Here is a 24,447-nt window from a genome sequence, read left to right as displayed (position 1 = left end):
CCCCATAAATGAATTGGGTGTGGCTCTTTTGGAAAGACGTTTGGTCAGGTTTAGAGAGGTATCGGAAGAGTAGGAGGAGCAGTAATAGAGCAACGAGCTTGAATTAGTCGTTTCATCAAAGGAAGGCCATCTTTGTACAAAGACAAGTGATTACGTTTATGCTCTTGCTTTAAGTGAAAGGGCCAATACTCTTGCCAATCACCGCTAACATAAAGCGAGCGCAGACGTAAAACCGCCTCAGCACCCATAAGACTCCATCTAGCCCCGGTAATGTCCATCCTGTCTTTGATTAAGTGACGACAAGCGCCCTCAATAACCCCAGTGGCAATGGGAAGACCAGCTTTCAAGTAATCGTGGTATTTGAGGTAAGCAGCGTTGTTGAGTAAATATCTGGCACACTTATCCACTGGCTGACGTTGTGATGCAGAAAGTTGGCGCTTTGTAGCGCTACCACGCATACCCCCAGCAACTGTACTCGATTTACCTTCAAGGATCAGCAGTAAACGTTTACTAACCCAAACTTCGGCTTGTTGACTAGTGTCCGAATAGAAGGCAAATGCAGCCTTCCACAGATACTCAATCACATGAATAATATCCAGGACAATCGTTAACTTGAGATGGTGTTCGCGAGCAAATTTTTTCAAAGCGCGATAATTGTGTCTTGTTACCATCGACCAGAGCGCAAAAACGCTTGTGTTGATTGGGGTCGCGGTGTAATGCCTCGTCAAAAGCTTCTTTTATAACAAGTGATGGTTCTTTAACTAAACTTGCCCAAACACGCTTACCGATTGGTTTGGGTCGTTTGATTTTTTTGTGTTCTTCTTCTGTGCTGACAATTTGTTGAGGTGTACGAACAAAAGGGTTGATGGTATAAACTGAAACCACTGTTGCCATTCGCTTTGAATTGCGTTTTTCCCCCTTAGTTAATCGTTTATTTAACTTCTTGCTATTTGCCAGCGCTCTTTTTTGCGTGGGAGCACGTAAGTCTTCTGTACGCATGACAACACCCTTGCCATCCACACTAATAACTACTATTTCCCCCGTCTCCTTCAATTCAACCGATTGTGCTTGTTGATGAGCATAGAATTGATCAAAGTCACAAGCACTTTGATCAGCCAATTGTTCAACTTGTCGCTTACCAACTTTTGCGGCTGTTGTTTTCTGTATGATTTCGACTGTTTCGCCAAACCCTGAACGAGCTACTTCGACAGCCACTCGCTCTCTCAGTCCGTGGGAGTATTTTTCTACTGGTAGGTTTAACTCGGCATCGAGTGGGTTGAGGGAAGTTATTTTTCGTCCACCATAACCGATTCGATTGGCGATGATCGTGCCAAATATTGTTGTCAGCTTCCTTGTAAATCTCTTCTTATGGGTTCTCTTGGCTTCGTCGTTACCTAAGCATTCTCCTTCGATCTCGTCATCACTTCGTCTGTCGAAGTAACCTTGCAGCAGTCGTCTTAATAGTTCGTATCCGTTTTCAAGCAGTTTACTCTCTAATTCCCCATGTTGTAAACCGCAAACACTATCTGAACCCAGCCAGTCCACTATTTCTTCAAATAGCTCTCGCGCTTGTGAGAAAAACATGTCTTCATTTGAGATCGATGGTTGCATAGGTCCAAACTTTTCCTGAACTACTGCTGACTTTTTCAGCTGGTCACCCACCAGGAGGTATTGACTCAAACTATTACTCTGACTAATTTGTCAGTTTTACTGAGATCTAGTCTACCGTACTTTTAAAAGAGCCGCACCCAAATGAATTCAGGAGCCTGTATCCGGTCTCAACAATTCAAAATTAGAAAGCTATACCTGTTTTAATTCTTAATTTTGCCTTTTGAATTCAAAAATGGTTAGGGAGTAGCCAAAAAATAAAATACCAGTTTTTAGCTTGTAGGGTGGGCAAAACAGTTTGTTTATTTTGATTATACTATATAATATTACTTTGCCCACCCTACTTTAATTGGTATTTTTTTTACACGCAAGCCTTTTGCCGTTCCCAGTCAGTTTTTAGCTTGTAGGGTGGGCAAAACAGTTTGTTTATTTTGATTATACTATATAATATTACTTTGCCCACCCTACTTTAATTGGTATTTTTTTTACACGCAAGCCTTTTGCCGTTCCCAGTCAGTTTTTAGCTTGTAGGGTGGGCAAAACAGTTTGTTTATTTTGATTATACTATATAATATTACTTTGCCCACCCTACTTTAATTGGTATTTTTTTTACACGCAAGTCCCTTAGGTTGAGATCAGGTCAATAAATTTCCTTTCCCTATTACCTTTTGCCTTTTGCCTTTTGCCTTTTGCCGTTCCCAGTAGGGTGGGCAAAACAGTTTGTTTATTTTGATTATACTATATAATATTACTTTGCCCACCCTACTTTAATTGGTATTTTTTTTACACGCAAGTCCCTTAGGTTGAGATCAGGTCAATAAATTTCCTTTCCCTATTACCTTTTGCCTTTTGCCTTTTGCCTTTTGCCGTTCCCAGTCAGTCGCTGCTTTTCTTGCCAAGCCACAAATGCAATTCCCCAAAAAAAACTCAAACTGACGACTAATCCTGAAGGATTACCAAGACTGAGTAACAGCAAGACGAAAAAAAAACTACCAATTTGAGCGGTTTGCTGGAGTAGGGAATTCAATCCAGCTTTGGCTTCCTGCTCTAAAGTAAGTTTGTTACGGCTTAACTTCATTCTAAAACCAACAAGGAACATACCTCAGGTGCGACCCAAGGCCGGGTTCCCCGGCCTAGGAGGCGCGCACCTTAACCGATTTAAAACTGTTATAATTAAAGGTTATTCTAGATTAGAAATTATTGAAATGTGCCCACAAACGACCAATTATGCGACCCGCAATTAGGATCCAGAGCAAAAAATTAGCGGCACCGATGATTAAGCTGGCATAAAATTGGACACCAATGGTACTATCTAGACAAACACTAAAATCTAAGAAGCTGTTGGAGAGAATTAACTGCCCGATTAAACTAGGAATATAGAGGATTACAAGCAGAGCGATCGCATCCTGAAGGCTCAGGTATACACTTCTCCACATATGCCCTAGTAAAGCTTTACCAAGCTTATCCACAGAAGTCCATATATGTTGCATCAGTTTCTTGGAAGCACAAATGTAATCTGGCCGGTTTTGACACTAAGCCAGTATTCATTTCCACCGAACCGAGATCCGGATACTGATGTATGGTGGTTTGTTGAAGGTTGAGCGTGGTTTCCACTCCAGTTGCTGATCTGACTCCCCATCTCCCCATTTCCCCATCTTCCCACACTTCCCACACTTCCCACACTTCCCACACTCTCTCTCCCCTTTCCCTACTCCCAACCCCAAGGGCGAGGTATCTCACCCAACAGAGAACTGCCATAAGGTATGATTACCCTGTTGCGGTTCGCTCTAGGCTGGATTAATCTAGAAGCATCATTTCCCGGTAGTCTAGATGTCTACTAAATCCAAACTTCCGAGAACTACCCAAGTCAGTCACTGGTCAATTGAGCAGTTGCCCGGATTAAGTATTCAAGATCAATCAAAACTCAAAGAATTGGGCATTACCACCACTAGGGAATTGCTCCAAAAAGCAAGCACTGGCCAAGCTAAACAAGCGCTAGCTAACCAGTTAAAGGTAAAGACTCAGTACGTCAATAAATGGGTAGCCCTAGCAGATTTAGCCCGTATCCCTAGCATTGGCTGCCAATATTGTGGACTAGTATTACATGCAGGAATATGCTCTTTAACCCAACTAGCTCAGACTCCCCCTCACCGCTTGCACCAAAATATTTTACGCCTACAGGTAGCAACCATGAAGCGCCGAGACCTTTGTCCTGGTGTTGATCAGGTGGCACGATGGACTAAACAAGCACGAGATTTAGTTAGTCACTAGACATCTCCAGAAACTCGGTTTTGACCCAGGCAGTGCAAGGGTTTGAGGTTAATTTTTGGAGATGTCTACTAGTAATTTCTTGATTGTTAATTGTCATTTGGCATTTTCAATTTGCTATTTTCAGGCATTCCTTATCTATTCTTTAACCAACACTCCATTGAGGAAAATATCAGCAATGCCTTCTGCCATTTCCTGAATCTCTTTGGGGGAGGCATCTGAATCGAGGATGGTATTGTGGCTGAAACCAGCAACGGCAAACATGCCCAAGAACACCTGAGCCAAAATTTTGGGGTTCATAGGGCGATAAATGCCTCGCTCAATGGCGGTTTCAAAAAAGGCTTCAGCCACATCCGTCATTTTAATAATCACTTCTGACTGAATGCGATCGCGCAATTCTGGGTGGAATTGGGCTTCCATAAAGCATACTCGCATCAGATCCGCATTCTCACCCATACGCATCATTCGCCGCCGCATCATCTGTGCTACTGCTTTATAGCTGCCCATTTCACTGAGTTCTGTGAGCAAATCGGTGAGAATGTCTATCCAACCCTGGGTGGCGACTTCAATCAGAATGGCCTTTTTGTTTTCAAAATGACGAAATAGGGTACCTTCAGCGACCCGAGCAGAACTGGCTAACTCCCTGGTGGTTGTCCCGTTATAACCTCGACTGGCAAACAAACGTCGTGCTGCTGTCAGGATACGTTGCCTGGTCTCTGTCTCTGACTGAGTTGGCTGATTTATTATTCCCATGGGTGTCAAAATGAAACTTGTAGCGCTATTATCCAAATTGTCCAACACTTCACCCCATAATTGTCAAATTTGAGACAGAGTTGGCTTGAGCTTCTAGTAGTAGGTGATGGTAATCATGCCTTGATTGTGACCAAAAATTTGGGTTTCAAGCTGGCCTTTGGCCACGCTACTTGAGGTGCCCATAAACGGGCGATTTTTCCGGAATTTGTCAAGGCAAAGGTTTATAATACAATAATTGCGTAGAAAGCGCACAGGTAGGATTCGTCGGTACTACCTGATTCAATAACGACCATTGCGATGCTAGTACACGAGGCGCGAAAAACCTCGCCGGTGCGCTTTCCGTCGGCTAATTAAATTCGCCACGGGTCGCACCGCTAAAACCCATGGGTCTTAACGGATACCGAAAACCAGTAAAGTAGCAAATTCAAAATATATAACGTACCGTGGGGCACACGGGAACGAGGGAAGGGAGAAACAGTTATATTAGACACTCCTAGTACCTAGCGCTTAGGGAGATAAGCCCACTGGGATTAGTTAAGTTAGGCTTGATGCTTGGTTGCTGATTGAACGGGTATTTGGCTTGAATATTGCCTTTCAGGATAGCTAATTTTAAGGCGTGTCGTAGAACTAAGAATCCCCGTTCTTACTTCGGCGGGGAGTGTCAAACACTTGATGAAGAGACGCTAGCTTATTAGTTGTTAACCTCACGCCGCCTAAAGGCGGTACCACTAAATCCCACCCTAGAAAGCGGTGGGCGTTGTGGGAGAGTTCTGTAAGTTCGTTACTGCCACCCTTGTATGACTAAACAGAATGGATTGGTCGTGTTTCTCCAGCGTGTTGCTGATCACTTAAGACCACTTCGGTGCTTATTCAAGACAGGATCTATCAAGTCCCTATCGATTTTATCTTATCTGGGGGCGGCAATCCTAATCTGGGGAACATTCTCGACTATCGCATTAGCCCGTACTGAAACCCCAGCATCACCCTCAACCTCAATCCAACCCTATCTAGACCGGGTGATCCAACGGGTAACTGAGTTTACCCTGGATAATGGCATGAAGTTCATTGTCCTAGAAAACCACGAAGCACCAGTAGTTTCTCTTCTTACCTATGCCGATGTAGGGGGTGTGGATGAACCGGATGGCAAAACCGGTGTGGCTCACTTCTTAGAACATTTAGCATTTAAAGGTACCACCCGGATTGGTACTACCAACTATGAGGCAGAAAAAAGTCTGCTGGACAAGTTGGACGAGTTGAAGAAACAAATTAAAGAGTATCAAGCCACTGGCAATGAAGCAGAGGTGGCTAAGTTAAAGGAAGAGTTTGCCCAAGTCGAAGCTGAGGCAGCTAAGTATGTCAAGCAAAACGAGTTGGGTCAGATTATTGAGCAATCAGGAGGCGTGGGCTTGAATGCGGCAACGTCTACGGATTATACGGTGTACTTCTACAGCTTGCCATCAAACAAATTAGAGCTGTGGATGTCCTTAGAGTCGGAACGCTTCCTTGAGCCGGTATTTCGCGAATTTTATAAGGAACAAGAGGTAATCCTGGAAGAACGTCGTCTGCGCACTGATAACTCTCCGATCGGTCAAATGATTGAAGCGTTCTTGGATACTGCCTATACCAAGCACCCTTATCGGCGTCCGGTGATTGGCTACAACAAAGACATTCGCAATCTTACTCGCCAAGATGTCCAGGAGTTTTTTGACACTTACTATAGTCCGAATAACTTAACTGTAGCTATTGCGGGAGATGTGGATCCAAAGCAGGTGAAACGGCTAGCTAAAGTCTACTTTGGACGCTACAACCATCAAAGGGAAATTCCTAAAGTCACTACAGTAGAACCACCACAGTCCGAAACCAAGGAAGTTACCTTGAAATTACCCTCCCAACCCTGGTACTTGGAAGGATACCATCGACCAGGGATTACCCATCCTGACCATGTGGTTTATGAAATTATGGGCAATTTGCTCAGTGATGGTCGCACCTCTCGCCTATATAAGTCTCTGGTAGAAGGGAAACAAGTAGCCCTCTCGGCGGCAGGGTTTAGTGGCTTTCCTGGTGATAAATATCCTAATTTAATGTTGTTCTATGCCCTAACTGCACCAGGACACACGGTGGAAGAGGTGGCAAGTGCATTGTCAGAAGACATTGAAAAGCTCAAAACTGAACTAGTTTCACCCCAAGAATTAGAACGGGTAAAAACTCAGGCAAGGGCTAGCCTATTGCGATCGCTTGATTCCAATATGGGTATGGCCAGAAATTTGGCAACCTATGAGGTCAAAACGGGTGATTGGCGTAACTTGTTTAAGGAAATAGAAGATATAGAGGCAGTGAGTGCAGCAGACATTCAGCGGGTGGCTCAGGCAACCTTTAGACCAGAAAACCGTACGATTGGACGCATTTTACCAAGTCAGTAGCTGAACGGTTCAAGGTTGTCGGTCAGAATGCAGAATGTAGAATGCAGAATGTAGAATTCCAAATTCGCGCATTAGACATTCTACATTCTTAATTCAAAAATGTTGTTCGCCTTTGGCGAACAACTGGTTAACCTTCAACCTTCAACTGATTAACCTTCAACCTTCAACTGGTTAACCTTCAACCTTCAACTGGTTAACCTTCAACCTTCAACTGGTTAACCTTCAACCTTCAACTGGTTAACCTTGGCCAAAAGGCCACGCGATCGGTTTCAACCTGGTAACTTTCAACCTTCAACCTTCTAACCTTCAACTATTGATCCAATTAGCAATGACCAATCTAAAATCGAAAAGCCAAAATCCCAAATACCTGAAATGGATCGGGCTACTATTGGTGACAATGCTAGTGGTAGTGCTTGTGTCTCGTCTACCAGCAATAGCTGATACCCCACGCCATTACGATGAATTAGACTTTGACCCGTTACCACCAATTCAGCTACCGGACTACACTCGCTATCAGTTAGATAATGGGATGGTGGTCTATCTGATCGAAGACCATCAACTGCCTTTGGTAAGTGGTACCGCAATAATTCGCACGGGCGATCGCCTTGAGCCTGCTGAAAAAATTGGCTTAGCCACTATGGCGGGAGTTGTGATGCGTACTGGGGGTACCACTGAACACTCAGGCAATGAGTTAAATGTGCTCTTAGAAGAAAAGGCAGCTTCGGTGGAAACTAGTATTGACACTAGTTCTGGCAGGGCGAGTTTTAGTGCTTTGAGCGAAGATTTGGACTTGGTCTTTGATTTGTTTGCTGAAGTTATTCAAAAGCCTGCCTTTGCTCAAGCTAAGCTCGCCCTAGCTAAACAGCAACTAGCAGGACAAATTGCCCGGCGCAATGATGATCCCGGTGATATTGCTTCTCGTGAATTTAGGAAACTGATCTACGGTGACACTAGCCCCTATGCCCGCACGATAGAGTATGAGCATCTAGACAATATCTCTCGTAATGATTTAATCACTTTCTCACAGAGGTATGTGTATCCAGAAAATATGATACTGGGTATTGTGGGGGATTTTGACTCCGAGAAAATGCGATCGCTAATTGAGGAGAAATTTGGTAGCTGGAAATCTACCTCTGCCCCAACACAGCCAAAGGTGCCAGACGCATCCCAGGCTCAGTTAGGGGGTATATTTTTTGTGGATCAACCTCAACTGACCCAAAGTTATATTCAAATGGGACATATCGGGGGCAAGCTCAATAGCCCTGACTACGCCGCCCTTTCTGTTTTAAATGAGGTGATGAATGGATTTGGGGGCAGACTATTTAACGAAGTGCGATCGCGTCAAGGTCTAGCTTACTCGGTCTACGGGGTTTGGAGTGTTCGCTATGACTATCCGGGTTTATTTATTGCTGGGGGACAAACTCGCTCTGAAACCACCGTACCCTTTATTAAATCCGTTCTAGATGAAATCCAGAAACTGCGCACTAGTCCGATTACCTCAGAAGAATTGGCTAAGGCAAAAGAAAGCGTTCTCAACTCCTTTGTGTTTAATTTCCAGAAGCCAGAGCAAACCTTATCTCGGCTGATGCGCTATGAATACTATGGCTACCCAGAGGATTTCATCTTCCGTTATCAAAAGGCAGTGACAGCTACTACGATTGAGGATATACAGCGGGTGGCGGAAAAGTATCTCAAACCCGATCAGATTGTTACGGTAGTTGTAGGCAATGCTTCCCAAATCAAACCAGCCCTGACTAGCCTTTCCGAGGAGGTCACCGTCTTAGATATTACCATTCCAGAACCACAAAACAGCTAGTATATCAGTATATCAATGGCAAATTGTTAATGGTTAATGGTTAATTAAGAAAAAATCGATTTACCATTTGCCTTGTAACATTTGCCATTTGCTATTGTCCATGCGTATTCTATTCCTACATCCTAATTTCCCTGCCCAATTTCGCCACATAGCAACTGCTTTAGCTAAAGATAACCGCAACCAGGTTATGTTTGGTACCAGGCGCAAGGAAGGGCAACTGCCTGGAGTTGTAAAAGCTCTTTACAATACCTCTAGGGAAATACGTCCAGAAACTCACCACTATGTTAGACCCTTAGAAAATGCCGTACTTCAGGGTCAAGCTGTCTATCGCTTAGCCAATCAGCTGAAGGCTAAGGGATTTGTTCCTGATGTGGTCTATGGTCACTCGGGTTGGGGCCCAACGTTATTTATTAAAGACGCTTTCCCCCAAGCAAAATTACTTTGCTACTTCGAGTGGTTTTATCATGCCCATGGCACAGATGCTGATTTTGATCCATCCGAGCCCCTCAACGCTGACGATGAAGCCCGGATTCGGATGAAAAATGCCCCGATTTTGTTAGACCTAGCCAGTTGCGATCGCGGATTGTCTCCTACCTACTGGCAGCGCCAGCAATTTCCAGCCGACTTCCACAACAGAATTACCGTGCGTCATGATGGGGTAGACACCGAGTTCTTTAAACCCAATCCAGGGGCAAAGTTAGTACTAAAACGGATAAACTTAGACCTGTCTGAGGTGGAAGAACTGGTTACCTATGTAGCACGGGGCATGGAACCTTATCGAGGTTTTCCCCAATTGATCGAAGCAATCGGTATGCTTCAGCAGCGACGTCCTAAGTGTCATGCTGTGATTGTCGGGGAAAATCGGGTGGCTTATGGTAAAACCCTACCGGATGGCAAAACTTACAAAGACTTGATGTTAGAAAAAGTCCCTCTTGACCTAGACAGAGTCCACTTTACTGGTTTACTTCCTTACTCAGAATACTTACAAGTCCTTCAAGCTTCCTCTGTTCATATTTATCTCACCCGTCCTTTTGTTCTGTCTTGGTCGATGCTAGAATCCCTTTCTACAGGTTGTTTGGTAGTAGCGTCTGATACTCCCCCAGTGACAGAGGTGATTGAAGATGGGATTAATGGTTTGTTAGTAGACTTTTTCTCGCCAGAGGAAATCGCCGATCGGGTTGAGGAAGCTCTCGACCATCCAGAACAGATGGCTGGTATTCGCGCTAAGGCAAGGGAAACCATTCAACAAGGTTATGATTTAAATGAGTTATTATCCCAGCATTTGCAGTGGATACGAGAAAGTGGGTTGAAGGTTTAAGGTTGAAGGTGATCGGGTTGAAGGTTGAAGGTTGAAGGTTGAAGGTTGAAGGTGATCGGGTTGAAGGTTGAAGGTTGAAGGTTGAAGGTGATCGGGTTGAAGGTTGAAGGTGATCGGGTTGAAGGTTTAAGGTTTAAGGTTGAAGACCTAAACAGGATTAAATACTGTCAACGACCCAGCTTCTGGCGCACACGAGCTACAAACATATCCACCTCTGGTAACTTCAACTGAGTTGCTAACAAACCAAATATACCTAAACCTGCTAATCCAGCTAGACTCAATTGCAGCAATTTTACCCAAATAATACTGGTTTCTAATACTTGCTCACATCCCCAACTGACTCCCCAACTGGCGGCACCAGCGATTACACTACTTACTGCTAAACCGAGAATTGGCAACATCCATTCTTGCCAAGGTAAGCCATTTAGCCTGCGGTTCAATATCCATAACAGCACTACCATGGAAAAGGCATTCACACCAATGGTGGCAAATACAATACCGGGTGTGCCAAAGGTATCGATTAGAAAATAATCTAGTACAGCATTGAGAAGAATATTAATCACACTCAGACGAAAGGGTGTCTGTCCATCTCCTAAACCATAAAATACCCGCACTAGCACATCCCGTCCCAAGTAGACAAACATGCCCATCCCATAAGCCATGAGCACTGATGCTACTAACCGAGAGGCATTAGCATCAAAGGCTTGACGCTGATACACTACCTGCACGATGGGCATGGCTAAGGTCACCATCAATGCACTTAAAGGTAACATTGTCAAGGCACTGAGCAGAATTCCCTGGCGAATCCGTTGCTTGAGTTCTGGCCAATTTTCGGGAGCGGCTAGTCGGGAAAATACAGGCAGTAGAGGAACTAGAATAACATTGGAGATAATGCCTAGGGGGGTATTCACTAAAAGATTGGCATAGTTTAAGCTAGCAGCAGCAGCATCGGCTTGGGGGAGGAAGGAGGCAAAGAATAAGTCGGTGTAGACATTAATATGCAGCATCCCAGAGGAAAAGGTGGCCGGAGCCATGACCTGCATCACGTCTTTGACTCCAGGGATACCCCAGTTAAATCGTAGGCGTATTTTACCTAGGCCACTGCGCCACTGAGCGATTTGCTGCACTACCCATTGAAGAGTTGCTCCAGCAAGGGTACCCCCAGCTAAGACAATCCCACCGATCATGGCAAAATCGGGATTACTAATTTCTTTGCCCAACTGTAGGGCTAATATTCCTAAGCCAACAATGACGGTGATGCTGGAAAATAAGGGACTGACGGCAGGTAGCCAGTATTGATCGCTAGCATTGAGGGTACCAAAGCCAATGCCAATTAATCCGGCTAGCACTGCCATGGGTGCCATAATCTGTAATTGCCGGATTGCGATCGCTCTAACTTGTAACCCTTCTGGAGTATCCTGAAACCCTGGTGCTAGAACATCAATTAAGACCGGAGCAAATAGCACTAGAGCAATGGTTACTAGTAACAGGATGCACGCGACTAAGGTAGTTACTGTTTCCACCAGCCGTGGGGCTTCTGATTTATCTCGTTTAGCGAGAACACTAACTAAGGCGCTATGAAAAGGTCCGTTAATGCCACCGAGGAGGATTAATAAAAAGCCGGGGATCACGTAAGCATAGCTGTAGGCATTGATAACCGGACCAACTCCAAAGGCTGCTGCCATGGCTTGTTGGCGGACTAAGCCAAATACTTTACTAATAATGGTGGCTACTGCGACAATCCCGGCAATGCCAGCTAGGGAACGAGTGGTTTTCTGGTTTTCAGACACAAATGGTTAATAAAATCAATAGTTAACTTGCTTATTTTATAAGGATCCCTTGTTGTTGACCCTTGACAGTTGACGGTTGCTAGGGTGTAGCAGCTAGCTTGGTTTTATCTAAGTGCCTTTCAGGGTGTTATCACCCTACTAAAAAGGTTTGTTATTCCTTTAGATTAAACCATGACTACAGACTTTTTTTATGCTAATTTACCCCTTTTAGAAAACTTCATCGATATTACTGACTCTCAGAATTTTAAATCGGTTCCCAGGGATTGGTATGTTGTAATTAGCGATATTATTGGTTCGACTCAAGCTATCGAATCAGGACGCTACAAAGAGGTTAACCTATTAGGAGCCTGCTCCATTGTCGCTGTTTTAAATATAGCAGGTAATTTAGACATTCCTTTTGTATTTGGGGGAGATGGTGCAACTCTGTTGATTCCTCCTTCTCTGTTTGCCCTTGCTCGGGAAGCGTTGTTAGCGACTAGTCAGCTAGCCAGGGGAGAATTTGGGATGGAATTGCGGGTGGGTGCAGTACCTATGTCTGATGTGAGAGTTAATGATTATGATGTTAAATTAGCGAAGCTCAAGGTATCTGAAAACTATTATCAGGCTATATTTACTGGAGATGGTTTGACTTATGCTACTGAATTGATTAAACATCCAAATACAACTAACATCTACCTTTACAAAAATCCTACTGATAAGGCTAAAGCTGATTTGTCTAATTTAGAGTGTCGCTGGCAAGACATTCCTAGTAAATATGGTGAAACGATCAGCTTGATTGTTAAAGCAACGTCTAATCAACGAGATTTCGCTAATTTGACTTATCGAGAAATTATTGAAAAAATTGACACTATTTATGGAAGTGAAGAGGTTTTAAATCCAGTTGATGAAAACTATTTAAATCTAGGGTTTAGTTATCAAAACTTAAGTCCTGAAACTCGCCTGTGCGCCCAGTCGAATAAGCTGAGCCATAGGATGCTCTATTTTGCTAAAATCTGCTTGGAAAATCTCTTGGGCTGGTTGTTGATGAAGTTAAAGGTGACATTACCAGATGGAGACTGGGGAGCCTATAAACTAAATGCGATCGCAGCAACGGATTACAGAAAGTTTGATGATATCTTGCGCATGGTGATTGCTGGCAATGAAGTACAACGAAAACAATTAACAGACTATTTGGAAAAGAATTATAAACAAGGTAAGTTAGTGTATGGTCTGCATATTTCAGACCGAGCACTGATGACCTGTCTGGTATTTGAGCGCCATGGACGCCAAGTACATTTTGTGGATGGTGCAGACGGAGGCTACGCTGTAGCTGCGAAAGATATGAAAGATAGACTTAAGCTGATAGCTGATAGCTGATAACTGATAGCTGATAACTGATAGCTAATAACTGATAGCTAATAACTGATAGCTAATAGCATGATAGGGAATAATTACACTGGCTTAATAGAAATATCTTCATAGTCGGCATATCTAATAATAAAGCATTTTGCCCCAATAGTGATTTGGGCAATCTGGGATGAAAGCTTACACAATCCATCCCTGACTTCTAGATTTGGACAGTGAATGATTAAGCTATCAGTAGCAGTAACCCACTCTAGTTTACAGAGTTGAGTTAGAGGAATTTCTGTCTTAATTTGGCTTAGTCCTTGACTCAGTTGTTTAAATTTCTGTAGCCATTGGGACTCTTGCAAATTTTTCTCTAGCTTGCTTTTTAATGGATCTTCTTCTTGATTAGTCATGATAGCATGATAGGATTTTTTATCGTGTTAACAGTCAGCAGTCAGCAGTCAGCAGTCAGCAATCAGCAATCAGCAGTCAGTAGTCAGCAGTCAGTAGTCAGTAGTCAGCAGTCAGCAGTCAGCAGTCAGCAGTCAGCTTATTTTATTCAAAAGCACCTCAGGTAGTGTGGCACAGGCTTCGACGCATAGGACCTAACCCATAAGCTGATAGCTGATAGCTGATAGCTGATAGCTGATAGCTGATAGCTTACCTTATTATGATATCCTCAATTATCCTGGAATAATTCAGCAACTTTCCCCCTGAAACCCTCAACGTTCAACGGTAATTTGCTTATAAGCTGTTTCAAGATTATCCTTGTATAATCCTTGAAATTTATAATTCTTATAAGCAGCAGGTATTTGGGAATAGTTGGCCAGCACTTGTTCTTGAGTCAGAGACTTTTCTTTCCAAGTCAATGCCAATTTTTCCAGTTGATCTAAGTAAGTCTTTAAGGTGTCTAAGCCACTGCTATCGGTAATCGGACCTTGACACTCCCACCGCTAAATCGTAGATTATAGCGGGGGATTCTTAAGAGCATAAAACCCTTAACGGCTGAGCCAAACAGCCTCTAAACCCTCCGATAAAATCATTGGGCTTACTTGTGTGTTTACGGATTATATTTAGTGCTCCGTTGCAATCAGCGTTGATCAACCAACCTTTACTAGTGCGGTATAATCCACGCTTTATTCTTTTACCGCTGAATGTGTAACTTTTTGGGTTATCAGCATTCCATACGGGCAATTCATCCTTGTCCAGGCTAGATGCTTTACTGGTGTAAGATTCTTCTTGCTCAACTAATTCAATCCCATACCGCTGACAGAGGCTTTCCAGCTTGTCCTTAAACGTATAAATCGGAATCTGGGTGAACTTCTGATTGTTCCGCTTGCCCATGTTGACCCTTTGTTTTAGGTCGGGGTTGTACCCGATAACAATCTTGTTGATTTTGTTTCTTCTACACCAATTCACGACATATCTAGCCGCCTTGTTAGTGAAATCCCTGATTTTGTGATTTCGCTTTCTTAGCAACCTAGCTTGTCGATTGGTCAATATCTTAATGCCTTGTAAGTCTTTAATAGACTGAAGTTTGGCATTACGCTTATTGTAAAACTGATTGTCAGCCTTGATCTTTTTACCGTCAATAATAAATGACTTTTGAGTGGTGCTAACACATGTAGCAAAATTATCAAGTCCTAAATCAATTCCCAATATTTCACTAGTTTTTTCTACTTTTACCTCAGGCTGATATTCGTAGCAATAACAAACATCAAAATACCTGGCTTTGTATTTAGGAAGTATGCGTATCTCTTTGACAGTCTTAGACCTTAGCCTCTCTGGGACAGTAAACTGAACTACCCCGTACTCCTTTTTAAATTGACGAGACATAGGAACGGTAAATAACCAGTTCTTTCCCGGGAGTTTCTCCCAGTCGCGCTTTCTCACTGGGATAACCAAGAGGAAATGTCCATCCTTTGGTAAGTAATTCGGAAGTCTTACTTTTTCTTGATAACCTCCACTCTTATTTAGTTTCAGTAAACCAAAAAAAGATTTAAAGGATCTATCGACAATTTTTAAGGTTTGCTGGGCAATGTCCGTCGGTAGTAACTTGTAATTTTCATTCTCTTTAGAGTGATAATAATTACTCTCATACCGCAAATGTTTGCGTTCCTGGAAGAAATACTGACGGACGTTATATAAACCCACGTTGAACATATTCTTGCTCAAATGACACATTTGCCTGAGAGCCAAAATCTGTTGCCTGTCTAAACGAAGATTATTAACTTGAGTTAGCATCGACCCTTCCGCTACCAATATCAACATTATAGCGGAATCCCTGGAAAAATGCAACAGATCTTGAAGTTACCGTAAGAATAAAGAACGCACTACTGCTGCTGATCCAACCAAACCGCTAAATCCGTTGCTGTCTCAAAATCCAACAACGCTTCACTCAATTCCTCCAATCGAGTAATGGATAATCCCTCAATCTTCTGTTGGAGCACAGGGTCAAGTAAACCTAACCTCAGGGTTAGTAAACGCATCACAATGAATCGGGCTTCCTCCTGCTTGCCGCGCTGGCGTCCCTTTTGGATAATATCTTGATAGGTGACTGATTCTTCCATAATTTCCTCGGATAACAATCGACGCACTAAATCTTTCTCAAACCGTAAACCAGCCAGCACATCCACACAGGCCGCTAGATTTCCCCGTAATGGTTTTTCTTCAATGTCTTGATGCAGTCGCTCATGGGGGAAACCCCCAAGACCGCGCTGCATCGCTTCTATCCACTTCCACAACCACTTGCTCTAACAATCGATTAGGGTTATTGCTCTTAGCTAAAGTTGCCAAGGGTAACAGAGCTCGATTGGCCAACAGTGGTTGAGGGTCTTGTTCCCACAGACGAATTACTCGATAACGGTGCCAGGTATTAATATCCCTAAACTCGTTATTGAATACCAGATCTGAGGTCGTAGACTTTAGAAAAATTACCACCTGCTCAATTGGACATCGGTACTTGCGGTGTAGTCTGACCCAATAGTCCAACATTCGAAATGGTAATGGTGGCTCGGATGGGGGTAGGGTTTGAAATTCTAGGTGCAGAATTTGGTTAGTACTTTGGAGTAGAGTTAGAGCATCAGCTTGAATTGGTTCAGCACTTAATTCGCTGTCTTGATGCAGTCGCTCATGGGGGAAACCCCCAAGACCGCGCTGCATCGCTTTTAAGTACCTGAATATCTCTAGGTTGTTTACCCAATAGCCACTGAAAAAATTCCGATGGGTATTCTTCTGCTAGGTATTTACAAATATTATCGTAGGCCAAGGCAAATTGTTCACAACTGTTGACTATCTCAGACAGTGTAGTGAATCCCACCCCAAAAATTGATCGCACCTGGATCTTGTTTATTGATTCAAGTTATGATAAGGGAGCAATTTTGATTTATATATAGCAATTCTATCCCCCTAAATTCCCCTTGTCAAGGGGACTTTGAGGTTTATAACCCTACCTCATAAATGCAATAAACGGGCTTAAAATATAGAAAAAACCTGATCTAATCAAGTCTTATCAAAATTATTCTTAATATCACCATCTAAGCATTCAGCCGCCAGCTGAATGCTGAATGCTGAATGCTGAGCGCTGATAGCTGATAGCTTACCAAAAAATTTGGGTTTAAAGCCCCGTCCTTATAGGACGGCTTTCTTTTTCAGCTAAAACTTGACAGTTTTCACAGAGCGTGTTATGATTATAATCTAAATAATAAACTAAAAAGCTAGATAAATACTATCTAAAAATAAGTAGGCAACGTAAAAAATATGTAAGAGATACATATTGCGTAATTTGGTCTAACGACTTAAACGTCTATGAAAAAAATTAGATTAAAAAAGTATCTATCTATATATAAAAAAAAGGTACGGTGGGGCACACCGAAACCTGGGTCATAGACCAAGTACGCTTGTGGAGATGAGACCTCTATTTTTTCTGGCTCCGGCCTGGTTAAACAAGTCACCTCGTAGAAGCAAGAATCCCCGTCCATAAGCGGGCGGGGAGTGTCAAAGCACCATTAACCCGTTCACCCACACCCGAAAACTTATACTCCCCTAACCAAATCCTCAACTGCCTCTAGATCAGTCGGTAACCCAGCCGTCAACACCTCTGCTCCTGTCTCGGTAATCAACACATCATCCTCAATCCGAATCCCCCGCACATCATCAAATTGTGCCAATCTATCCCAATCCACCATATCTTTGTAGGTTGAGCGTCGCTCTGGGTCATTCAAAATCCCTGGAACTTGATAGAATCCTGGTTCAATTGTGACCAACATCCCTGCTTCCAAGGGTCGGTCTAGTCGCAGGAAGCCCAAGCCAAAGCGATCGCTTCTTTCCCGTCCTGGTGCATACCCTGCCAAATCCCCTAAATCTTCCATATCATGGACATCTAATCCGAGCAAATGACCAACACCATGGGGAAAGAATAAAGCATGGGCATCCATTGCTACCAAATCCGAGATGTCTCCTCGCAGAATCCCCAAATCTATCAATCCCTCAGCCATCACCCCTGCTGCTGTCATATGAATCTCTCGATATTCCACCCCAGGGTAAAGATTCTCGATACAGAAATCATGGGCTTCTTTGACGACATTATATATATCCCGCTGAGTAGGGGAAAATTTTCCAGTCACCGGCCAAGTACGGGTAATATCCGCTGCCCAACCCATAGGGGTTTCTGCTCCTACATCCGCCAGCAGTAACTCTCCCGGTTGCAGGGAATGGTGATACTCACCATTGTGGAGCACTTCCCCATGAACCGTAACAATACTTGTGTAAGCACGGGTCATATTATGGGCAATAATTACCCCTTCCATCGCTCCCCGCACTTCCGCTTCTAGTTTAGCCTTGGGAGTAGCTGCCATTCCGGCTTTATGAGCAGCAATCGAAACCTCAGCGGCTTGGCACAACTCCGATAATGCCCCCTCGTCATGGTATAACCGTAGGGATATAATGGCTTTCGCTAAATCCAAGTCAATCCCTTTTGGAGCATCAGCGGCTCCCACAGCACGACCTAATAGTTCCTGTTGTTGGCTGTAAGTAGTGGGATTTTGAACAGCAATGGTTGCTGCTCCCTGAGAATGCAATTGCAATTCTGAGAGGGGAAAAACCCGATCAGCCCCAATCATCTCAGCAATTTCCTCAGGTGAAGGGGTTTCTCCGTGCCACAACGCACTACCAGGGGCTGGCTTATCCATGAATAAATCCAGTTTGCCATCATTGAGGCCAATTACCGCATTAGTTAGGGGTAAACCAGCAAAATACAGGAAGTGACTGCTAGCCCGAAACGGGAACGAATTGGCTCGGAAATTTCGAGGACTAGGATGTCCAGACCAGAGAATTACTGGAAAATCCACCAGCTGAGCCAGTTTTTGACGCCGTTGCTTTAGTGTAGTGGCTAGAGAGCCGTCATGGTTGTTAATCATCGGATTTATTATAATTTATTTGTTTAACCTTCACCGTTGAATATTTATACCGTAAATTCCACAAGACCTGTGGAATTTGTTTAAAATTATCCCCAGGGGCGACCTAATAGTAAAATCTGCCCAGTGATCGGGTTTGGGACGAGCAATGACAATGTTATTGGTCTAAGCAACATCCAACTATGGAAACTGAACCAGAACAGATTAACACCACAGATTAACACAACAGATTAATGCGATTCGGCGTTCGCGGAGCGTGACCTTAGGTCAATGATCATAATTGAGTTCAAAGCTTACGGGAAAGAAAGTCAATACAAAGCCATAGATGAAGCTATTCGGACAGTTAAATTTGTTCGCAATTCTTGTCTTCGTTTATGGATGGACAATAAAGGGACTGGGAAATATGACCTTAGTAAGTATTGTAAAGTACTGGCTAAGCAATTCCCTTTTGCTAATGAGCTGAACTCAACAGCACGACAGGCAGCTTCTGAACGTGCATGGTCATCGATTGTTCGATTTTATGACAACTGCAAAAAGAACAAGCCTGGAAAAAAGAGCTTTCCTAGATTTCAAAAACATTGCCGGTCTGTAGAGTACAAGCAGTCTGGTTGGAAGCTATCCTCTGATAATAAGGCTATCACCTTCAGTGACAAGAAAAGCATCGGAAAGCTCAAGCTCAAGGGAACTTGGGATTTGTGGCAATTCGACAAAAAACAAATCAAAAGAGTAAGGATAATTAAACGCGCTGATGGCTACTATGTTCAATTTTGCGTAGCAGTTGACATAAAAGAAGACTTAGACCCTTCTAAGAGAAACGTTGGTCTAGATTTGGGACTAAAGGAGTTCTATACTGACTCTGACGGAAACACAGAACCAAATCCTAGATTCTATAGGAAAGGCGAAAAACGCTTAAAGTTTTATCAACGTCGAGTATCTCGGAAAGTGAAAGGCTCTGCTAACCGCAAGAAAGCCATTAACAGACTAGGAAGGCATCATCTTAGAATAAGTAGGCAGCGTGTTGGCGAAGCCTGCGCGTAGCGCATAGAACATGCTAAGAGACTGGCACGTTGCGTAATCCGGTCTAACGACCTGGTCGCTTACGAAGATTTAAGAGTCAAGAATCTAGTAAAGAATCATTGTCTTGCTAAGTCTATTAATGACGCTGGTTGGTATCAATTCAGGAAATGGCTGGAGCATTTTGGAACTAAGTTTGGCAGAGTGACTGTAGCAGTAAATCCTGCTTATACAAGCCAAAACTGCTCAGAATGCGGCGAAGTAGTGAAGAAATCATTATCAACTAGAACTCACATTTGTAAGTGTGGTTGTAAGTTGGACAGAGACCATAACGCCGCAGTCAATATCCTTAAAAAAGCCTTGGGTACGGTGGGGCACACCGGAACCTGGATCATAGATCCGAACGCTTCGGGAGATTTAGCCTCTACTGTTCTTGGTTCCGGCCAGGTTCAGCAAGCCGAGTCTATGATCGAAGAATCCCCGCGCCTTTAGGACGGGGAGTGTCAACTATTTATTAATAGTATTACACCAGAATCCGCCCAAGCCTTATCGAATCCTCAGTTAGCCGATATTGCCCGTTTCTTTAGTGACGAAACCGTTGCTGCTACTGGCTGGATACACTTCCTAGTTCTGGACTTGTTTGTAGGCCGTTGGATTTATTGCCAAGGGCAACAGGCTGGTATTTGGACTATTCACTCCCTAATTCTATGCTTATTTGCAGGACCAATCGGACTACTTTCTCATATTATTACCGCTTGGATTACCCAGAAATCCACCTCAGATAATCCCTTAGACCCTGAAACCACCAGTCCATCACAGACATAATCAGCGGGTTTATATCTGGGTTGTAAACACAGGGATTGCTTAAAAAGGCAAAAGGCAATAGGCAAAAGGCAATAGGGTAAAGAGGTCTGGAGTTTTATGGGACAGTCAAAAAATACCTTTTAGGTTTACATCTCATTTAAAGCACTACCCATTCAGGTTAGGAAATTGATACAAGTTGAAAAGCTGTTATGCTAAAATTTAGCCTGTTGCCTGTTGCCTTGCCCGTAGCGCTATGTCTTTGCCTAGATTAAGAAATATTTCAATTTGCCAGTTACCTTGACAAATTTGGGTTAAAAAACGCTATTATTATAGTAATAGTTATTCAAAAGCTAACTAAAGAATTAGGTAAAAATAAACACGAACTATAGGGTGCTTTACCATCGTTACAACTCAACACTAAAGGCTTTGAGGATAATGAGAAGCAACATCAAAAAGACGTTTGAAGCTGTTGAAGAATCAATCGGGAATGTTTACCAGGAATGGGGGAGTTTTCATGAGCATATCCGTGAGCAGTTACCCCCAGAATACTACAGTGAACTCGAAGATTTAAACAGCCAATTCCAGGTGGCGGTAAGTGAATTAGTTAAAGAACTCAGTGAACCGGTTCTTACCTTAGCGACAACCGGGACAACTAGCAGTGGTAAAAGTACCCTGGTCAACTTCTTGTGTGGCACAGAAATTCTCCCAGTTGCTGTACAAGAAATGAGTGCAGGGGTTGTGATTGTAGAATACAGTGAAACGAAATCTCTGAAAATTGATCAGACCCCAGGGGCACTTTGGGAATGTGGAGAATGGCGCAATCTTACCGACGAAGACATTTATGACCGTTTAGACCAAGTCATGAAGTCCTATCTTCAAGCTAATCGAGACGAAAAAACCAGTGTTGCTTGTCCACAAGCAACGATATATTATCCTTTCCGGCTTGTAGCCGATCCTAACCTGCTTGATTTGCCTGAAAAAACCAAAGTGCGAATCATGGATCTTCCCGGTTTAGCCCATGTGGGTGATGAAGGGAATGCTTCTGTGATTAGAAAATGTAAAGAAGCCTTATGTATAGTTACCTATAATAGTGCAGAAATCAATAAAGATACTGTTAGTCAGTTACTCCAAGAAGTCGTTGATCAGGTCAAAGAACTAGGAGGCTCACCAGCCCGGATGCTTTTTGTTCTGAATCGAATTGATGTGTTTCGGGATGACAAAGATTGGCCGGATAGTGAAAGATTTTTTTTCAAAAGAACTGTTCACGATATCAAACAGAAGTTAACCAAGGAGCTAGAAGAATATCAAGAAGATATTAGTGCTTTACAAGTAATAAAAATGAGTGCATTGCCAGCTCTATTGTCGGTTCAAATGAAGAGTCATAATCAGCAAAAAAGTACTCAAGCATCTGAAAAAATAAACAAGCGCTTTAATTTTTTAATTCCAGAAGATATCCTAGAAGATTTACCTGGACTGGCAAAGAAGTGGGATTCACAAGGACGTAAACGTGTTTCAGACGCTGTTTGGGAAGTATCTTACGCAGACGAATTTCACAAATACCTGAAAGAGCATATCGATGAAAACTTTCCACAATTAGTTATTCCACAAATTGTAGACCGCTTTAAAGCTAAAGCAGCTAATGCAGTAGCAGAGTGGGCTATACAAACCACTTATGCCTTCATTAATAGTAAAGAAGAAGACTACCAAAAAGAATGTGATAATATCGCCCAAATTCGGCAAGACATCAGTCAGTTTATTTCACAAAAAGCTCAAGAACTAAGAGACCCTTTTGAAAAAATTGAAAATGCTCTAAAGGGTTTTAGAGAAGAGAGCGGTCAAAGTTTTTCCGAGGATAATAACTCTTCAGATACTACTTCAGATCCTAGGAATGAGTTGGAGCAAATTGTCGAAAGTATCATTGAAGAACTCAGGCAAGGAGACTACCAAGAGCGCGCAAACAGTTTAATATCGCTCTATCGATGGAGAAGAGGAGTAGAGCAAGCAGTAGTAAAGGAAATATTGACGCCAACGGTTGAGTCTTTGGATACAGGAAAAATATGTTTATATAGCAAAGTGCTTCAAGAAGCTGATCCGGACAAGTTGAATCTTTTAGAAGGAGTAATTATAGATTTAATTGATTTAGAATATCCTACTAAAAATGGGAAGAAGATCGAAGCACGTACTGAGCAAGAGAAAAAAGATTTAAGGAAGCTTAATGATAAACTCAATCAATTGACTAGTGCATTGAAGGGTCTGATGAATGAAGCTGTCAAACAAATATTAGATCGAGAGATGAGAGGGGTAGTTGATGCCTTGAAGACTTTATTGGATTATTACCTGTCTCTTCTTGAGGAAGGAATGGGGAATATTGCCCCCAATTTAGCCATTAGCTTTTCGAGATCAGAACTTGAGATAATTGATAGTATACCTGAGCCAAAATTTAAGTTTGAAGCTGGATTCGCAATTATAGAAGGCACATGGCTAGAAGACGTTGAAGTTACGGAACTCAAGCGAACTTTATTTTTATTTAAAAGAAAAGTAAAGACGATTAAACAAGAACCACGCTCTAGTGATAATGCTCAGTTACCAAAAATAGAAGACATCAATAAAGACTGGCTATGGCAAAAAAATCAGGCAGAAATAGAAATTTATAGTCAGGTTGCGGATTGGTTTATCTGTCAAACCAATAAGTTTATAAAAAAGGTTGAGTCTTCTCAAAAAGAAATTGTAGACCGTTATCAAGAGCGGCTAGATAAAGCCTATGATCAAGCTCAACTATCTTTACAAAAAGACTTATCGATCTGGAATCCCCTACACCAGGAAGCTAAACAACTTAAGGAAAATATTAAGAAAGCTGGAAAAGTGCTGAGGTAGTTTCCCTCTATTCTGTAAGCTAGGGAAGCAACTTGATCAATATTCCAATTTTCCTTAAAGAGTATGATAACCAAATGGATAAAGAATCTCGAAGCCGCTTCGACGAAGTTTATAGTGAAATTGAGAAATGCTACAAATCAAAAGCCAAGGGTTGTATGTATACAGCAATCAGCAAGCTGTCTCCAGACAACTACCAGGAAATCTGTGAGCATTTCAATATAACTCAGGATTCGACCATCACACAAGACTTTCAGTTTTTGAAAAAGTATTTCATTGACGATGATAACAATCATTGGAGTAATAATATGGATAGAGTATTAAAAGTATTATGTAAAGAAGTATTAGATAAGCCGTTGCCAGAAGAGGATCCGTTGACGCAGTGTTTACGAGTTACTCCTGAGCCTTGGTTGACAATTATCTTTATACTTTTCATCTCTCTTATAGTTATTGGCTCCTACGCTTTTCTGAAACCAGTGATTTTTAAAACCCAAGAAAAACCAGAGCAATATACACCACCACTGTCACCGCAACCAAAAGACTCTACAGGAAAAGAATCTATTTTGTGCTTAGTTGTTCCTTCTCATCAATTAAGTGACTTGAAGATAAGTGACTTGAAGAATCAAGATGATCTGATTCCCTCAAATCGTGTTAAAGAACTGATATCGTCTGCTTCTTATTTTTTATGTTATGGTTCAGGGCAACCTATTGACCAAATAGTAAACCTCAATCTCAGTCCGGATAGTATTAATTATTCGAGTGATGAAGATGCCTACATCCAGCTGAGAATTCCTGGAGGTGAGAATATAATTGGTCAAAAAACAAAGTTCGAGCTTAGAAAAAATCTACCTGATGGTGATGCTAAAATCGATAAAATTGCTCGTCTTATTAACCTATATGGTTTAGAAAACTTTATTTGTGCTTAAGTAATTATAGCAATTCTATTTCCCATGAGGTACCAAGGGATCCCCCTAAATCCCCCTTAAAAAGGGGGACTTTGAGGTTGCTTACTGTACCTCATACATGCAATAAACGCTATAAAATA

At 42.5% G+C, this 24,447-nt stretch carries 19 protein-coding genes and 2 pseudogenes; 10 read left to right on the top strand and 11 right to left on the bottom strand.

All coding sequences use genetic code 11. The features are described 5' to 3' along the window. Positions 1 to 50: 50 nt before the first annotated feature. From LYNGBM3L_RS36015 to LYNGBM3L_RS45490, 4 genes are all read right to left on the bottom strand, one after another. Positions 51 to 1,680 (bottom strand): ISKra4-like element ISMpr2 family transposase gene (locus LYNGBM3L_RS36015; protein WP_131827135.1). Its coding sequence is split into 2 segments (ribosomal slippage): positions 51 to 642 and positions 641 to 1,680, totalling 1,632 coding nucleotides; the frame shifts between segments, so codons are not numbered across the junction. A 763-nt stretch (positions 1,681 to 2,443) separates the two neighbouring features. Beyond that, the gene (locus tag LYNGBM3L_RS06675) at positions 2,444 to 2,686 is read right to left on the bottom strand and encodes a hypothetical protein (RefSeq protein ID WP_008180619.1); all 243 of its coding nucleotides are present in this window, start codon (positions 2,684 to 2,686) and stop codon (positions 2,444 to 2,446) included. Positions 2,687 to 2,798: 112 nt separating this feature from the next. Further along, a complete protein-coding gene (locus tag LYNGBM3L_RS06670) occupies positions 2,799 to 3,098 on the bottom strand; it encodes a hypothetical protein (protein ID WP_044492383.1) in 300 nt (99 codons plus the stop codon). Beyond that, entirely contained in the window at positions 3,070 to 3,366 is a 297-nt protein-coding gene (locus tag LYNGBM3L_RS45490; RefSeq protein WP_008180614.1) for a hypothetical protein, read from the bottom strand. Before LYNGBM3L_RS45490 ends, LYNGBM3L_RS06670 begins: the two co-directional genes overlap by 29 nt. Positions 3,367 to 3,438: 72 nt before the next feature. On the opposite strand from LYNGBM3L_RS45490, the gene LYNGBM3L_RS06660 reads away from it, so the two are divergent. Next, complete coding sequence (locus LYNGBM3L_RS06660) at positions 3,439 to 3,879, top strand: DUF4332 domain-containing protein (RefSeq protein ID WP_008180612.1); 441 nt, start codon at positions 3,439 to 3,441, stop codon at positions 3,877 to 3,879. Between the two features lie 135 nt (positions 3,880 to 4,014). Here the strand turns inward: LYNGBM3L_RS06660 and LYNGBM3L_RS06655 are convergent, their stop codons facing one another. Continuing rightward, complete coding sequence (locus LYNGBM3L_RS06655) at positions 4,015 to 4,629, bottom strand: TetR/AcrR family transcriptional regulator (protein ID WP_008180610.1); 615 nt, start codon at positions 4,627 to 4,629, stop codon at positions 4,015 to 4,017. Between the two features lie 797 nt (positions 4,630 to 5,426). Between LYNGBM3L_RS06655 and LYNGBM3L_RS06650 the strand changes: the two genes are divergently transcribed. The 3 genes from LYNGBM3L_RS06650 to LYNGBM3L_RS06640 all read left to right on the top strand — a co-directional run bounded on the left by LYNGBM3L_RS06650 (position 5,427) and on the right by LYNGBM3L_RS06640 (position 10,183). Next, the gene (locus LYNGBM3L_RS06650) at positions 5,427 to 7,049 is read left to right on the top strand and encodes a M16 family metallopeptidase (RefSeq protein WP_008180609.1); all 1,623 of its coding nucleotides are present in this window, start codon (positions 5,427 to 5,429) and stop codon (positions 7,047 to 7,049) included. 328 nt (positions 7,050 to 7,377) lie between these two features. Next, positions 7,378 to 8,865 carry a M16 family metallopeptidase gene (locus LYNGBM3L_RS06645; RefSeq protein ID WP_008180608.1) on the top strand — a complete coding sequence of 496 codons (1,488 nt, stop codon included), beginning with the start codon at positions 7,378 to 7,380 and terminating at the stop codon, positions 8,863 to 8,865. A gap of 100 nt (positions 8,866 to 8,965) precedes the next feature. Next, the gene (locus LYNGBM3L_RS06640; protein WP_008180606.1) at positions 8,966 to 10,183 is read left to right on the top strand and encodes a glycosyltransferase family 4 protein; all 1,218 of its coding nucleotides are present in this window, start codon (positions 8,966 to 8,968) and stop codon (positions 10,181 to 10,183) included. Positions 10,184 to 10,350: 167 nt separating this feature from the next. Here LYNGBM3L_RS06640 and murJ read toward each other — a convergent pair whose 3' ends face one another. Then, a complete protein-coding gene (gene murJ, locus LYNGBM3L_RS06635) occupies positions 10,351 to 11,973 on the bottom strand; it encodes a murein biosynthesis integral membrane protein MurJ (protein ID WP_008180604.1) in 1,623 nt (540 codons plus the stop codon). 171 nt (positions 11,974 to 12,144) lie between these two features. On the opposite strand from murJ, the gene LYNGBM3L_RS06630 reads away from it, so the two are divergent. After that, entirely contained in the window at positions 12,145 to 13,329 is a 1,185-nt protein-coding gene (locus tag LYNGBM3L_RS06630) for a DUF3095 domain-containing protein (RefSeq protein ID WP_008180602.1), read from the top strand. Positions 13,330 to 13,403: 74 nt separating this feature from the next. Here the strand turns inward: LYNGBM3L_RS06630 and LYNGBM3L_RS06625 are convergent, their stop codons facing one another. Further along, positions 13,404 to 13,712 (bottom strand): hypothetical protein, encoded by a 309-nt coding sequence (locus LYNGBM3L_RS06625; RefSeq protein ID WP_008180600.1) that lies wholly within the window; start codon positions 13,710 to 13,712, stop codon positions 13,404 to 13,406. 6 nt (positions 13,713 to 13,718) lie between these two features. Between LYNGBM3L_RS06625 and LYNGBM3L_RS45485 the strand changes: the two genes are divergently transcribed. Continuing rightward, a complete protein-coding gene (locus LYNGBM3L_RS45485; RefSeq protein WP_008180599.1) occupies positions 13,719 to 13,877 on the top strand; it encodes a hypothetical protein in 159 nt (52 codons plus the stop codon). 144 nt (positions 13,878 to 14,021) lie between these two features. On the opposite strand, the gene LYNGBM3L_RS42950 is transcribed toward LYNGBM3L_RS45485, so the two are convergent. From LYNGBM3L_RS42950 to LYNGBM3L_RS06605, 4 genes and pseudogenes are all read right to left on the bottom strand, one after another. Continuing rightward, positions 14,022 to 14,168, bottom strand: a complete 147-nt coding sequence (locus tag LYNGBM3L_RS42950; RefSeq protein ID WP_154659697.1) for a hypothetical protein — start codon at positions 14,166 to 14,168, stop codon at positions 14,022 to 14,024. 112 nt (positions 14,169 to 14,280) lie between these two features. Continuing rightward, entirely contained in the window at positions 14,281 to 15,543 is a 1,263-nt protein-coding gene (locus LYNGBM3L_RS06620; RefSeq protein WP_131827134.1) for an RNA-guided endonuclease InsQ/TnpB family protein, read from the bottom strand. Positions 15,544 to 15,632: 89 nt separating this feature from the next. Further along, a pseudogene (locus LYNGBM3L_RS45480) lies at positions 15,633 to 16,567 on the bottom strand (Rpn family recombination-promoting nuclease/putative transposase). Between the two features lie 766 nt (positions 16,568 to 17,333). Beyond that, on the bottom strand, positions 17,334 to 18,716 hold the full coding sequence (locus LYNGBM3L_RS06605) for an aminopeptidase P family protein (protein WP_008180593.1): 1,383 nt from the start codon (positions 18,714 to 18,716) through the stop codon (positions 17,334 to 17,336). Positions 18,717 to 18,983: 267 nt separating this feature from the next. On the opposite strand from LYNGBM3L_RS06605, the pseudogene LYNGBM3L_RS06600 reads away from it, so the two are divergent. The 4 genes and pseudogenes from LYNGBM3L_RS06600 to LYNGBM3L_RS06585 all read left to right on the top strand — a co-directional run bounded on the left by LYNGBM3L_RS06600 (position 18,984) and on the right by LYNGBM3L_RS06585 (position 24,328). Further along, a pseudogene (locus LYNGBM3L_RS06600) lies at positions 18,984 to 20,219 on the top strand (RNA-guided endonuclease InsQ/TnpB family protein). A 21-nt stretch (positions 20,220 to 20,240) separates the two neighbouring features. Next, positions 20,241 to 20,552 (top strand): ABA4-like family protein, encoded by a 312-nt coding sequence (locus LYNGBM3L_RS06595; RefSeq protein WP_075873636.1) that lies wholly within the window; start codon positions 20,241 to 20,243, stop codon positions 20,550 to 20,552. A 564-nt stretch (positions 20,553 to 21,116) separates the two neighbouring features. Then, on the top strand, positions 21,117 to 23,405 hold the full coding sequence (locus LYNGBM3L_RS34695) for a dynamin family protein (protein WP_161603130.1): 2,289 nt from the start codon (positions 21,117 to 21,119) through the stop codon (positions 23,403 to 23,405). A gap of 74 nt (positions 23,406 to 23,479) precedes the next feature. Further along, positions 23,480 to 24,328 (top strand): hypothetical protein, encoded by an 849-nt coding sequence (locus LYNGBM3L_RS06585; protein WP_131827132.1) that lies wholly within the window; start codon positions 23,480 to 23,482, stop codon positions 24,326 to 24,328. Positions 24,329 to 24,447: the final 119 nt, after the last annotated feature.

The sequence above is a fragment of the Moorena producens 3L genome (assembly GCF_000211815.1).
GTDB classification, from domain to species: Bacteria; Cyanobacteriota; Cyanobacteriia; order Cyanobacteriales; family Coleofasciculaceae; genus Moorena; species Moorena producens.
The sequence above is the reverse complement of the archived record's forward strand: the minus strand, read 5'-3'. Positions and strand labels throughout refer to the sequence as shown.